Here is a 13,799-nt window from a genome sequence, read left to right on the forward strand (position 1 = left end):
GGTTTAGAGGTTATCATGGTAATTTAAAAGTTGTGGAAAAATAACTGGCGTCATTGCGAGGAGGCGTGAACCGACGAAGCAATCCATTTTTGGTTACTTTTATGGATTGCTTCGTCGACCTACGGTCTTCTCGCAATGACGTTGACCACATACGACTTTTAAAGTACACTATAGTGAAACCTATTGAATTAGGTGATACAAACTTTGTGTTAACCTTGCGAAAGCAGGTATCTAGATTCCCGCATAAGCGGGAATGATGGTATGGACGAGTGAAGCGAAATATGCTTTACTTGTACGGAGTCTGGTGAAAAATGTTTTTCAGTTGCTCCAAATTAAATAACAATTTAATTAATAGGTCCATACCATGATAAATAATAGCATAGAAAATAGTATAATTGGAATAGATTTAGCAAAAAATATTATGCACTTGGTGCAAGTTGATCAAAATGGCAAAAAAGTCGGTCATCAAAAAGTTAAAAGAGATGAGTTAATAGGATGTTTAAACAATCTCAATAAAAGTTCACTGGTGGTCATGGAAGCATGTGGAGGAGGTAATTATTGGTCGCAAGAAATTAACAAGCTTGATTTGCAAGTTAAGTTGATGAAAACAAAAGATGTAAAAATTTATGCAACATCGAGGCAGAAAAATGATTATAACGATGCCTTAGCAATATGTAAAGCTGCTCGCGATCCAGAGCTAAAAGATGTGTTACCCAAAAGCAAAGAGGAACAAGATATAAAATTTTTGCATAAAATCCGAAGTAATACGATCAGAGATCGAGTACAAAAAACTAATTCTACAATATCAAGTTTATATGAATATGGTTATAATACAAAATTAAGCAAAAATAAATTTTGCAAAGCATGTAAGTCGGAGGTAGAATTAGCGTATATAGAAGGTTATATAACTTCTGGGGTACAGTCAATTTTACTTTTAGAATGTGAAGAAATTGAGAATTTGTGTAACAAAGAAAAAACTTTAGAAAAGCTGATAATCAGTAATAATAAACAGAATGAGAAAGCTATTAGGTTGCAGACAATTTTTGGGATTGGAGCAATCAATGCTAGTTGTTTGAGCGTAGCACCAATGGAAAATTACGCAACCCCGAGGGATTTTTCTGCGTCGCTTGGTTTGGTGCCAAAACAATACACCTCAGGAGATAAGATAGTTTTAGGAGGAATTAGCAAACAAGGTGATAGATATGCTAGAACTATGTTGATTCAAGCTGCAAGAACAATAGCAATAAGAGCCAAAAGCGATAAAGAATCAAAAGATAAGCTAGTTCAGTGGGCAGTGAAGAAATTTGCTGAAAACAAATCATATAATATTATATGTGTTGGTTTAGCGAATAAATTAGCTAGAATAGCTTATGCAGTAGTTACCAATGGCAGCGAGTATGTCGCAAATTAGCGCTGTTGGCAAGAAGGATAATTTATGTCAATTAAGCAAAAGAATGGCAATTGGTAAATATTGCGAGTAAGTTAGTAACAATAAAGAGAACGAAAGTAAAAGAGTTAATGAAATAAGTATTCTGAACAAAATCCGCAATTATGTCGAGGCTCTAGAAGCCGTGGGAATGAGAGGTTACTCAAGGATATTTAGAAGAATGCAGAAACCATTATGGCACTCGATGCCGAATATATGACCGCTTCCTTTGTGGCTCTATTTTTTATTTTCTTTATTGACAAATTCACTCGTCCATATATGACAACTTACAATCGTTATGTTCTTTATCACCTAATCCTATGAGCATAACTATATCTAAAACCGCTTCCTCTTCTAGCTTTCGACAGTTGTGGGATCTTAGATTCCCGCCGTTGCTAAGAATGGCAAGGGAGTGTGGGAATGACAAGGGAGTGCGGGAATGGCAACTTCGGTCGGGTTAGCTATACTTAAATAATTAGAAATTGGAGTTAAAATGATAGATTTGACTGATAAAAAAGCTCTAATTACTGGAGCGTCTGGAGCAATTGGTGGTAGCATTGCTAAGCTACTACACTCTCTTGGTAGCCATGTAGTAATTAGTGGTAGTAACCAAGAGAAGCTACAAGAACTTGGCCATAACTTAAAAGATAATTATACGATAGTACCATGTAATCTAGCTAATAGCGATGAATGCACTAACTTGGTGGCTAATCTTGAGCAAATAGATATTTTGGTTTGTAATGCCGGAATCACCAACGATATGTTAGCAATAAAAATGTCCGATGAAATATTTGAGCAAGTTATAAATATCAACTTAAAAGCTAGTTTTATTCTAAATCGTGAAGCGATAAAAAAAATGATGAAAACTCGTTATGGTAGAATAATTAATATAGCATCTGTGGTTGCAGTTTCTGGTAATCCAGGACAAGCAAATTATTGTGCTTCCAAAGCTGGGATGATAGGTATGACAAAATCTCTAGCACTTGAGGTGGCAAGTAGGGGGATCACAATTAATGCAGTTGCTCCTGGTTTTATTAAATCAAACATGACTGATAAGTTAAACGAAGCTCAAAAAGAAGCGATAATGCAAAAAATTCCTCTGAGAACCCTTGGAACACCGGAGGATGTTGCAAATGTAGTAGCTTTCCTAGCAAGCGATAAGTCTTCCTATATTACTGGTCAAACTATCCATGTTAATGGTGGATTGGTGATGGTATAAACATATAGCTATCCGAATAAGATTACTCCGTCTATTGGTAAGACCACGTAGTGGTCGTGCAATCCATTAGAACCTTAACGGGTTAGCTAAAAATTTTTTATATTGACCTATCAGTGGATAATTATATAATTCACGCTTTCAATAAGCATAAAATTATAATGAATAAATTATACGCAAATGATCTGAAGAATTGGATCGTAAAACAAGGGGTGAGCGAGCGGAGTGTACAATTAGTACGTGAGTACGCGAATACCCCGAAGTTTTGCGGAGCCAATTCTCCAAAGCATTTGCGTATACCAAAAATATTGTCTATAATTTATATATGTTCATTATTTTTTACCAATGCTCAGGCAGATGAGATTAAGGCTGATCAGAGATTTTTTTATATTGGGACGGAAGCTGGCATAGCAGAACCGGTGGTGAAGAAATTTTGCCATAGTTCAGGTAGTGGTTTTACCTTAAAAAGGGCTAAGATGTATAGTGGTAAGATTGGTTATAGCTTCTACCCGCAAATGGCTATTGAGTTTTCAGTAACGCATCATCCACAATACCGACTAAATTACGTTCTACCCAAACAAGAGGTTGCCAGTTTAATTATACCACAAACTCCAGGCACCACTAAGATAATTTCTAATCTATATATACTTAATCTGGTATATGATTTTGATAAAATTAAAGAAATCACTCCTTTTGTCATATTAGGGGCTGGAATTGCCCAGGTAAAAGTTAGCTCTGCTTCTTCTCGTTGGAATTTAATGGATGTAGAATATTTTAGAATTAGAGCTACTCGTAGTAATTGTTTCGCTTGGCAAGTAGGTCTTGGATTTTCTAAGGATTTATCTAGTAATTTCAGCATTGATATAGCAGTAAAATTACAAGCTGTTCATTCAATAAAGGTTAATTATGATACTCTGGATATGAAAACCCAGAAATTTACACCAGCAGCTCCCATCAAAAAGACCATGGGGGTTGGAGAATTTGGTATAGGGTTTACTTATAAATTACCAATTTAATGTAAAAAGACTATTAGTGTATTAAGTTTTTTAGTGTATAATTCGTTTAAATTTAGTGTGGAGAACATATGACTACTAATTTGGAGCTTACCTCAACCCCTCAGAATACATACGATGAAGTGCCTTATGATAGTTATTCGTATGCCTTAACCTCTCCATACCATATACAGACACTAGCTGTGTTATTTGGTATGAAACCACCAGCAGTTGAGACTGCACGGGTTTTAGAGTTAGGGTGTGCTGCAGGCGGTAATTTAATACCTCATGCTGTTAATTATCCTAAAGCACATTTTGTTGGGGTTGATCTATCTAAAGTGCAAATAGATGAAGCTAATAAATATAAAGAAGGATTAGATCTTAAAAACATAGAATTTCGACATTATTCTATTACAGATATTGACGAATCATTTGGTAAATTTGATTATATAATTTGCCATGGAGTAATCTCCTGGGTACCAAAATTAGTTCAGGATAAGATTTTTGAGATAGGTAATAAAAATTTATCAGACAATGGAATCATGTATATTAGTTATAATACACTACCTGGCTGGAATATGATTCGTCCGATAAGAGATATGATGCTTTATCACTCGAATACTTTTGATAACATTAAGGATAAAGTTACTCAATCTAGATTATTACTTGAATTCGTTAATGATAGCTTGAAAGATTCTAAGTCTCCTTATGCTCAAGTGTTACAGGCTGAAGCTAGTTTGCTTGCCAAACAAAATGACCATTATTTGCGTCATGACCATTTAGAAGAAGATAATGTACAATATTATTTTCATGAATTTATGGATGAGGCTAAAAAAAATAATCTACAATATCTGTCTGATTGTAATATTTCTACCATGTATTTAGGAAATATGCCTGCAAAAGTAGTAGAAAAATTACAAGCGATAAATGATATTGTTAGAATAGAACAATATATGGACTTCATTACCAATCGTCGATTTAGGTCAACTTTGCTTTGCCACAATAGTGTAAAATTAAATAGATCTATCAATAATGAGGATATTACTAAGTTTAATATGACATTTAATATAGTACCAGAAAAGCCTTCTGTTGAGATAGACCTTAATTCGCTTGAAGCCGTGAAGTTTTTTCATAATGGTAATAAGGATAATAGTTTATCAACATCTTCTCCTTATATGAAAGCGATACTTTACACTTTCTCTGAGAATATCAATAATCCGATGAGTTTTGATAAAATTGCCGTGAGTAGTAATAAAAAATTGAATGGCTCAAAATTGAATGAAATAAAGACTGAGTTTCTGGCTAACGCCATGAAGTTAGTGTTGCAAGGATATATTAATATCACATTGCAGAATACTAGGAAAGAAGTAAATCTTGATAAACCTAAAGCATCACAGCTTATTTCATATCAGGTAACTCATACATCCAATATGTGGGTAACAAACCAAAGACATGAAGTGGTAGGTATTAACCTTTTTGAGAAGTTTGCTTTGCGATATATGGATGGTAAGCATGACCATAAGCAAATAATTGAATCTGTCATGCAGCATGTTACTTCTGGTGAGATGACCTTAAGTCGAGATGGTAATAAAATCGAGAATATTGATGAAATCAATAAAGAATTAACATCTTTCTTGCAACCTACGTTGACTAACTTTGTGTCTAATGCTTTGCTGATTTAAAGATAGGGTATTACTGGTAATATTGTTTTGAATGGGCGAAAATAAACGCCTATTCGACCACTATAGTTGACTATTTAGTTGCTCCGTCAAAAAGGCTGTAGGTATGAGAGGTAATACATGTTTGCGGTTAAAAATCACATCAAAATCCATAAGATTTTCACCCTATTTTGTCAAAAACCTTATGGATTTACAAAGTTTTTATAACCTAATCACAATACCAAGCTTGTCATCCCTGCGAAAGCAGGGATCTAAAATAGTGGGCAAAAAGCCCTGAGATATTATAGATTCCTGCCTACGCAGGAATGACATCCTTTTTGTTTAAACATAGCAGATGTTGTATCTTTAGACTTTTGACGGGGGATATATATTGCGTAATTTTTCTAACATTTCAAAATGACGCAAACCAAACCCATATGCCATAAGGAATGGTACAAATAATATTAGTAATCCCCAATTACCAAAATATTCTATTAAATAAACTAATCCAAAAGAAGTAATAACATACATTGTTGCCCGTACCACAGCGAATGAGATACTAACACATCTAAAACGTTTAAATACAGGAAACTGTTTATAAATCATTGGAGCCGCAGGAAATATTCCTGTTTTAAATAGCAATATAAACAACTGCAATAATAACAAATAGAAAGGCGATGGGATATTAGTTAATAAATATGGTACAAATATAATAATACTAACACAAATTACTAATTTCATTTTTAAAATTTTTAGTGGAGATATTTTATAACTCAAATAAGCATATAGAATAGCAGTAAGGAATCTTGCTACTATAACAATGAAATTGTGACTGATAATTTGTTCAACACTATAATTGAAGGTGGTTTTAAGTATAGTAGCACAATGCATATATAAGAAATAAAACCAAATTGGTCCAGTCGATTCAATTGACAAATAAGCTAATATAGTTTTTATATTAACTTTCTCATTTAACATTTGCTGATTAGTAATATCCTTTCTCTCTAAACCAAAAGTTTTAAGTTTATTTAGCAATCTTTTGGTTGCATCAGCAAATTCTGGAGTTTCTCTAAGACGCGTTCTTGCCACAGCTCCCACCAGGGCAATCACTGCACCAAATAAAAAAGCATATCGCCAATTAAAGTCATGTGAAGTAACCAGTGCTGCAACACCTACAGCAAATACTCCACCTAGATCAGCAAATATTGAAATGACACCAACAACAGGATATTGTAAAGGTGGTTTGGTCATTTCTGTTAAATATAATTCTGCCCCTATTACTTCTCCTAAGGATGATATGCCCTGAAATATCCGGCAAATAGTGATTAAGACAGAAGCAGTAATGCCAATTTGGGCATAAGTAGGCAAACTAAACATCACCAAACAAGAACATGCCATCATAAAAGTTGTGACAACTACCGTAGCTTTACGACCTACTTTATCACCTATCCAACCAAATAGCACAGCACCAATTGGTCGAAAAACAAAAGTGGAGCAGAAGGCAAGAGCCGATAGAAGAGTAGCAGTGTGCGGATCAGTTTGTGGAAAAAATAACTCATTCAGAAAGACTGCCATATGAACATAGAGCATCAGGTCAAAATACTCCAAAAATGTTCCAATTGACAATAACCCTACCGCTTCTTTCTGTTCTTTTGTTAAGACTCTATGATTTTGGTATGTTATCATTTCTTTACCTAATTACTTATAATTATTAATATCGTTTAATTTAGTTGATGATAGCAAGAAAAAAATATAAAAAGTTGAAATAATAAATATTATGATTGTAACAATATCACTAGTGTAATAAAAATCTAAATAAATGTGGATCATATTTTTAACTTACAGTTGTCACTAAAGTGATTCCTTGCAATGACGTTGTGCTGTTTTCCCTATGACTTTTAAATGCCATGCGTAAGGTGAGCTGCTCCTGGATAGTAATCATCTGTCGTGCTGTGCAAGGTATAGTGAAACCTATTGAATTAGGTGATACAGACTTTGTGTCATACCTGCGAAAGCAGGTATCTAGATTCCCGCCTTCGCGGGAATGACAACTTACAATCGTTATGTTCTTTATCACCTAATCCTATGAGCATAACTATAGCATTTTGGTAATGGGGGATTATGGTTTATTATGATTCCTATAATTATTGGTTTTGCATACGGGTTATTTCATTTTGAAAAGTTGGCAAAATAGTCTGGATATTTTTCTTAGACTCATCGGCACTTGGTTGTTTAGTCAGAAAACTTTTATAACATAATTTTATTAATTGTTGCTCGGCTTGTGGTACTTCTAAGTATGTAGAAAGAATTAGAAAGTGCCTTACTGTTTCACTAATGATCTTCATTGCCTTTTCTGGTGATTTAGCTCCTACGGTTTGTAAGTTATGAATTCGATCAAATAATTTAATCAATGCTACATCATATTTTTTTTGTTGAAATAATAAATCTAATGTTTCTGATGAGCTAATTTTTCCATGAGTTTTAACCCTGGTCAAATCTACCACTTGTCTGGCAATTTGTTTGCTAAAAACTCGAGATATCATATTTTCGGTTAATTCCGTATCTTCAATAGTATCATGCAGTAAGCTGGTGATGATCATATCAGTCCTATAATATTTGGGCATTTCTAATCCTGTATATTCGGCAACCATGTTAGCTACCTCTATTGGATGGGAATAATAGGGAACGCCTGATAGGCGCATTTGGCTACCATGATATTTTTTGGCATAATATATACCTCTCCTAACCTCATTCATATCTACTGGCTGAGTCACTTGCTGGTTTAGTTTTTCTAATTTACTGAGTAACGTAGTAGCATAGATACAATCTGCATATTTTGACGACCATTTATTACTATTTTGCATGAGAGCCTTCCTATTATTATATCATACTAGATATTATACCACAAATTGAATCATCGCTAAGCATTTATTACATGTTTCTTAAAATATCACTATTAGGTTAAATTCTTACTCTTGAGATTAACTTATTGGCGATCAGGGCAATTTAAAAGTCGCAACTAATAGTAAAAGCCCAGTTTTATTTAGGTGAGTAGTCGTCATTGCGAGGAGCCGCAAAGCGGCTACGCGGCAATCCAAAAATTGCAGCGGTAAAAATAAAGCAGCAAACTGTTTATTTGGATCGCCACGCCACTTCGTGGCTCGCGATGACAACTACTTGTTTCTGTAATTTAGCATTTCTATCATTAGTTGCGATTTTTAAACTGCCCTGATTGGCGATAACTTTGATGGAGCTTGACTTATAAAAATGCCATACATAGTCCATAAAATATCCAATTTTTAGACGGAGTAAATCTATATAATTTATTGTGTAATTTATTTAAATGATATATAGTGAAACCTATTGAATTAGGTGATACAAACTTTGTGTCATACCTGCGAAAGCAGGTATCTAGATTCCCGCCTTCGCGGGAATGACAACTTACAATCGTTATGTTCTTTATCACCTAATCCTATGAGCATAACTATATTTTTATTAAATGCCAAAGGATTTAAATATAGCATCATCAACCCTTGGCTGTTAAATTTATTTATATGAAAAAAAAACATAAACCCCTTCCAAGAAAGTCTACAAGTACCAGCTCAGCAGCTAGTAGTTCAGTAAGTACTGGAGAGCCAGCTAGTACTATTAGTCCTCAACAAAAATACTCTGAGCAATTAGAAATTGTTTTACTTACACCTTTAAGTAATCATGATGAATTTACAATGGGAGATTTTATACTCAGACATATTTTACTTTCCCTCAATGCAGTTGATATAACTAATGGACAGAAGAAAAAATATATAAAGATTATCGAACAATTCTTGTCTAGTTTTGTTCAAAAAACAGATGAAGCTGCAAAAACAGATGAGGCTACAAAAAACCTATGTGAGTCGATATTACATAGGCTTATATTAACTCGTGAGCATTTAAAGATAGAGGAAGACGAGGAAGCTGTTATCAAATATTTATTGAATAGTAAAGTTTTGAGTGAAAATTTGTTTAATCCTAATAGATTAAACAAGGATAACTTAACATTATTAGATTTGGTTGAATCTTTACAGAATGTATTAAACACTAAATCAGACATACAGCAAAACAAAAAATTAATTCAATGGTTAAAAGATAAAAAAGGGGCTAAGAATGCTTCAGAAATACTACAAAAATTTAATCAAAAAAATTACGATGAAAATGTAGAAAAATTAAAGGAAAAATTAGCAGAATATTCAGTTACATCCACGCAAAAATTAGAAGGATATGTAGTTGTATCCAAGAAAGAGGAAGTGTCAGCAGAATCTTTAGGGACATCAGCAAAACTCTTAGAATGTTTCTATGTTATCTTAAATAACAAAATAGATGAAATTCCTAGACATATGAAGTTATTTCTTCGGGTATCACAGAAGAATAATGAATCTTATATAGTTCAGGTTTGTGTTGTGGATAAGTTTCTAAAGGAATGTTATAAAGGTATATATCCTGATAGTTATATAAACATAATATGTTCTATTATAGGAGATATGCCATTAAATTCATTAAAGATAACTCACTATGAAGAGTTAATATGGCGATATATAAAGATAGGGTCATTAACAAAAAGAGATGAAGAATTATTAGATGATTATACTCGCGAACTAGTTAAATTAACCGTTGATAATAATAGTGGTGTAACCAACAGTGATAAACACCACGCTTATAAACTGCGTCTTTATTACTGTAAGCATAAGGGAAATTTACAAGAAACAATTAAAGTATCATTAGAATTGATGAAATATGCTAATGATACTCAGATGGGGAAAGATTTATATGGTTTATTAATAGCTTTATATAATATAGAAAGTGGTTCATTTAAAAATGATATTCTTGATCATTTAGTTAGTAAATTTAATTTATCTGGTGAAGCTAAAAAATTATTTATAGCTCTGTTTTCATATCATAATTTTGATCGAGCATTTGTTAAAAAGATACAGGAGGAACTAGAAATAATTAAGCAAGCTTTTTCAACACAAAGCCAAGAAATCCGTACAACTATTAAAGAGTTTTCAGATGGATTTATCATGCAAACAGGGGAGTATAGTGTTGGCACTATACAGAAGATAGTTAATGCTTCGAACTTTAAGAGTGACACGCCTGAAAGTACCTTGAGGATTCTAAGTTGTTTGAAATATTGGTCTAAAAATAAGATAGAAAAAATAGATTATCAAAAAGTTTTAGATAAGCTCCTAAAAAAGGATTTTTTAGGGAGAGATCTTATAACTGTCATAAAAGTGGCGGACTTATATTTAACTATTGAAGACTTAGTTCAAACTAAACATTATTTAGATTTGGCAGAAAATTTGTTAAAACCCCGTAAATCCTTTCAATATGAAATAGAGCCTAAAATTTACCTTAATGAGGTTAAATTAGGTTTTATATTAAAGGTATTTGCAGATAATGATGATAATAAAGAATTTCTAAAAGAAAATTGGAGTTATATTAAACAAATATACAAAGATTGTGAGGCCATAAGGGGAGAGTTTTCAAGTGCTTATCAAAGCATACTTGATATATGTCAGTATTATCTATTATCAATAGATTCTACAACAAAATCAAACTCAGAAGGTAAAATTAAAAACGTTATTAATAAAATCGCTGAAGATGATGAAGTTACTTTTTCTTTAGAAATTATAAATCAAACTATTAGTGAAGAGCAACAGATCGTGATTTCTGCGAACGATCATATTGATAGCTCTAATCGTGATTTAGAAGAATATAGCTCTGAAGGTAAGTCTAAAGATACTGCTACTACTCAAGAAGATTCCTCATACAAAGAAAATTTTGTTACAAAATGTTTGAACCACTGGACAATTATACATCAATATTATCAGAATATTAAAAAGAGTAATCGATCTTCTCATGATAAGACTTCTGATCATCCTAAAGAAAATCATCAAGTTTGGCACATTTCTAACGATGTATCGTATACTTGCAGCAAAACTGCATAACTCTATTAAATTTTTTTGGTAGTATGAATTTATTTTATAAATTTGGGTTCCTACTATGCAAATATCACCGATTAGTAAAAAAACTGGTTGAAAAACTATCAGTTATACTATAACATTTCAATTATTAAACGTAATGAATGAATCAAAATGAAAAAGCCAAAAGTAGCGACCTTAAGTGCTGAGGAACGAGAAGAACTAATACAACATATTAAGGCAAGTTCATTAACAGGAGATGATCAGCAAGCGGTGATAGAACTTGTGAAATTTTGTAACGAACTAATAGACAAGCTAGCATCATCAAACATCAGTATAAATAAGCTTAAGGAGATGATGATTGGTTTTAAGGCAGATAACAAAAAAAAGATAGTTCAGATTCATTAAAAGAACCACCGAGTGAATCTGATAATAAGAATGGTGGTAATGAAGAAGAGTACGATGAGTCCAAGAAGAGAGATCGCAGTAATTGGCAAGGTAAATATGGATTTGATGATTATCAGGATGCGAATACCAGCTATTTATCTCCTGAGAATTTTTGTAGTGGTGATAGCTGTCCTCACTGTGATAATGGTAAACTCTATAATAGTGAAGCTAGAAAATTGCTACAATTTACAGGTAATGCTCCAATTACAGTCAACAGATATGTAAAGAAAACGTTACGCTGTAATGCTTGCGATTATACAGTTATGAACAATAAAAATATCAACAAATGGACAAATAGTAGCAAAAGTGCAATAGTGTTACAAAAGACCTACGGTACTCCCTTCTATCGTTTATCTAGGTTGCAAAGTTTAAGCGGGGTTCCTGTATCCCATAGCTCGTTGTGGCAACAATATTTAGATGTTTGGCAAGAAGGTGGTGGAGCTGAAATTTACAGGGTATTATTGGAAATGGCTGCCGAATGTAGTTCACTGAACCTTGATGATACTAGAGCCAGGATTTTAGAAATTACTGTAGCCAATAAAAAATTACGTACTCAAAATAAGAAAGGACGCAGCTGTTATACCACTACTATATGTGCTAAAACTACAAATAATGAGGTGATAGTTTTATATTTTACCGGTAATAAGCATGGCGGGGAAAATATTGGTAACGTACTAAAGAATCGTAAGAATAGGACTGATTCTATTCATTTAATGACTGATGCAAGTAACAATAATAACCCGGTATTATCAGAAGCAGATAAAGAATTACTGGCAATAATAGTGATGATCAATTGTTTGTCACATGGGCAGAGAAAATTTACAGAGAATGAACCATATTACCCTGAAGAATGCGGATATTTTCTCAAACAGACTGGTGGGATTTACCATAATGAACATCAATGTAAAGAGATGAGCCTTGAGGAAAAGCTGAAGTACCATCAGGAACATAGCAGTAAATATATAGAAAACATATATAACAAAATAGACGAATTATTTAACGACAAGAAAGTTGAGCCTAATAGTAGGTTTGGGCAAGCTATGAAATATTGGTTAAATAATAAAGAAGGTTTGACGCAATTTTTGAAAATTCCAGTTAGCAGTCTTGATAATAATTGGGCTGAGAGGTCACTACGTACCATTATTTTACAAAGGAAGAATTCATTATTCTTTAAAACAATCAATAGTGCTGAGATACATAGTGGTCTGTATAGTATAGTAAAGACTTGTAGTGAGAACGAGATCAATGCCTTTAAATATTTAAATTGGCTGCAAGAGCAGAGCAGCAAAGCAAAGAAGCATCCTACGAATTATACGCCTTTTGCCTATGCAAGATATATAAATAATACGGAATTAATCGAGACGGCAGCTTAAATGACAGGAAGCCAATCATTAGAGAGTTTGGCAGAACTAGGATCACCATTATGAATAAGAATGTGTAAGGTTCTATAACAAATCTGATAAGATGAATTATCAGATGGGGAAAGTTTTGCCGTAAATTTACCTTTGGATAGGCGTTTAGAGCATAACCAAAAGCCTTGACCATCAAAGGACAAAATTTTAATGGCAGTTCTGTTTTTATTATAGAATAAAAACAAGGAACCATTAAGAGGGTTGGAAGAAAGTTTTTGTCTGCAAACAGCTATTAAACCATCGATACCCTTACGAAAGTCGATGGCAATAGTGGCAACAAAAATAACTGACTGAGGGGTTAGTTGCAGCATAGAAATGTCTGAATTATGATTTTTGGATCCAATGTTTGGATAATAAGCTTGGTACCATTTGGTTTAATAATGTGGCAAGTGTAGTAATTTTGTTTGGGAGTAGCCACAGGATCAGTATCTATAGAATTTACTAGTTGAAATGGAAGGAAATTAATATCTTGTTGCAGTTTTGCTGCAAGTATACGTTGAATTGAACTAATTATTGTTTTATTAATATTGAGATGTTTGGCTATATCTTTGCAAGAATAGTGATGGAGTAGCTGGCGAACTAATTCCTTTAGATGGTTTGGTATGGGATCAAACTTGTTAGTTTTAGTTTGACGCCAGGCTTTAAATTGCTGAGCTACTTGCTCAATAGTAATTGATGGTATTTGCATAGTAGG

15 protein-coding genes and 1 pseudogene are annotated in these 13,799 nt (G+C 33.2%); 8 read left to right on the forward strand and 8 right to left on the reverse strand.

What is annotated here, in order from left to right:
• Positions 1-13: 13 nt before the first annotated feature.
• Complete coding sequence (locus ACQH2P_RS01515) at positions 14-151, reverse strand: hypothetical protein (protein WP_425362722.1); 138 nt, start codon at positions 149-151, stop codon at positions 14-16.
• 213 nt (positions 152-364) lie between these two features.
• Here ACQH2P_RS01515 and ACQH2P_RS01520 point away from each other — a divergent pair, with 213 nt between their 5' ends.
• Positions 365-1,411, forward strand: a complete 1,047-nt coding sequence (locus ACQH2P_RS01520; RefSeq protein ID WP_425362708.1) for an IS110 family RNA-guided transposase — start codon at positions 365-367, stop codon at positions 1,409-1,411.
• Between the two features lie 280 nt (positions 1,412-1,691).
• Here the strand turns inward: ACQH2P_RS01520 and ACQH2P_RS01525 are convergent, their stop codons facing one another.
• Complete coding sequence (locus tag ACQH2P_RS01525; protein ID WP_425362723.1) at positions 1,692-1,853, reverse strand: hypothetical protein; 162 nt, start codon at positions 1,851-1,853, stop codon at positions 1,692-1,694.
• Positions 1,854-1,919: 66 nt separating this feature from the next.
• Here ACQH2P_RS01525 and fabG point away from each other — a divergent pair, with 66 nt between their 5' ends.
• The 3 genes and pseudogenes from fabG to ACQH2P_RS01540 all read left to right on the forward strand — a co-directional run.
• Positions 1,920-2,645: a 3-oxoacyl-ACP reductase FabG gene (gene fabG / locus ACQH2P_RS01530; RefSeq protein WP_425362724.1), complete on the forward strand. Its 726-nt coding sequence runs from the start codon at positions 1,920-1,922 to the stop codon at positions 2,643-2,645.
• Between the two features lie 293 nt (positions 2,646-2,938).
• On the forward strand, positions 2,939-3,658 hold the full coding sequence (locus ACQH2P_RS01535; RefSeq protein WP_425364077.1) for an outer membrane protein: 720 nt from the start codon (positions 2,939-2,941) through the stop codon (positions 3,656-3,658).
• Between the two features lie 104 nt (positions 3,659-3,762).
• Positions 3,763-5,316 (forward strand): annotated as a pseudogene (locus ACQH2P_RS01540) (methyltransferase regulatory domain-containing protein); the annotation flags it as partial.
• A gap of 342 nt (positions 5,317-5,658) precedes the next feature.
• On the opposite strand, the gene ACQH2P_RS01545 reads toward ACQH2P_RS01540, so the two are convergent.
• From ACQH2P_RS01545 to ACQH2P_RS01560, 4 genes are all read right to left on the reverse strand, one after another.
• Positions 5,659-6,978, reverse strand: coding sequence for an MFS transporter (locus tag ACQH2P_RS01545; protein WP_425362725.1), 1,320 nt, complete (start codon positions 6,976-6,978; stop codon positions 5,659-5,661).
• Positions 6,979-7,126: 148 nt separating this feature from the next.
• On the reverse strand, positions 7,127-7,369 hold the full coding sequence (locus tag ACQH2P_RS01550) for a hypothetical protein (RefSeq protein WP_425362726.1): 243 nt from the start codon (positions 7,367-7,369) through the stop codon (positions 7,127-7,129).
• Positions 7,370-7,436: 67 nt separating this feature from the next.
• Positions 7,437-8,156 (reverse strand): HD domain-containing protein, encoded by a 720-nt coding sequence (locus ACQH2P_RS01555; protein WP_425362727.1) that lies wholly within the window; start codon positions 8,154-8,156, stop codon positions 7,437-7,439.
• A 395-nt stretch (positions 8,157-8,551) separates the two neighbouring features.
• Complete coding sequence (locus ACQH2P_RS01560) at positions 8,552-8,758, reverse strand: hypothetical protein (protein ID WP_425362728.1); 207 nt, start codon at positions 8,756-8,758, stop codon at positions 8,552-8,554.
• An 88-nt stretch (positions 8,759-8,846) separates the two neighbouring features.
• Between ACQH2P_RS01560 and ACQH2P_RS01565 the strand changes: the two genes are divergently transcribed.
• The 4 genes from ACQH2P_RS01565 to ACQH2P_RS01580 all read left to right on the forward strand — a co-directional run bounded on the left by ACQH2P_RS01565 (position 8,847) and on the right by ACQH2P_RS01580 (position 13,066).
• Positions 8,847-11,273, forward strand: coding sequence for a hypothetical protein (locus ACQH2P_RS01565; protein ID WP_425362729.1), 2,427 nt, complete (start codon positions 8,847-8,849; stop codon positions 11,271-11,273).
• 147 nt (positions 11,274-11,420) lie between these two features.
• Positions 11,421-11,654 carry a hypothetical protein gene (locus tag ACQH2P_RS01570; protein ID WP_425362589.1) on the forward strand — a complete coding sequence of 78 codons (234 nt, stop codon included), beginning with the start codon at positions 11,421-11,423 and terminating at the stop codon, positions 11,652-11,654.
• Between the two features lie 30 nt (positions 11,655-11,684).
• Positions 11,685-11,918 carry a hypothetical protein gene (locus ACQH2P_RS01575; RefSeq protein ID WP_425362621.1) on the forward strand — a complete coding sequence of 78 codons (234 nt, stop codon included), beginning with the start codon at positions 11,685-11,687 and terminating at the stop codon, positions 11,916-11,918.
• A gap of 38 nt (positions 11,919-11,956) precedes the next feature.
• Positions 11,957-13,066, forward strand: a complete 1,110-nt coding sequence (locus ACQH2P_RS01580) for an IS66 family transposase (RefSeq protein WP_425362670.1) — start codon at positions 11,957-11,959, stop codon at positions 13,064-13,066.
• Here ACQH2P_RS01580 and tnpB read toward each other — a convergent pair.
• Positions 13,063-13,416 carry an IS66 family insertion sequence element accessory protein TnpB gene (tnpB, locus tag ACQH2P_RS01585; RefSeq protein ID WP_425362591.1) on the reverse strand — a complete coding sequence of 118 codons (354 nt, stop codon included), beginning with the start codon at positions 13,414-13,416 and terminating at the stop codon, positions 13,063-13,065. The genes ACQH2P_RS01580 and tnpB overlap by 4 nt on opposite strands.
• On the reverse strand, positions 13,404-13,793 hold the full coding sequence (locus tag ACQH2P_RS01590) for a hypothetical protein (RefSeq protein ID WP_425362660.1): 390 nt from the start codon (positions 13,791-13,793) through the stop codon (positions 13,404-13,406). Before ACQH2P_RS01590 ends, tnpB begins: the two co-directional genes overlap by 13 nt.
• Positions 13,794-13,799: the final 6 nt, after the last annotated feature.

This window comes from Candidatus Tisiphia endosymbiont of Hybos culiciformis (assembly GCF_964030975.1).
Taxonomy (GTDB): Bacteria; Pseudomonadota; Alphaproteobacteria; order Rickettsiales; family Rickettsiaceae; genus Tisiphia.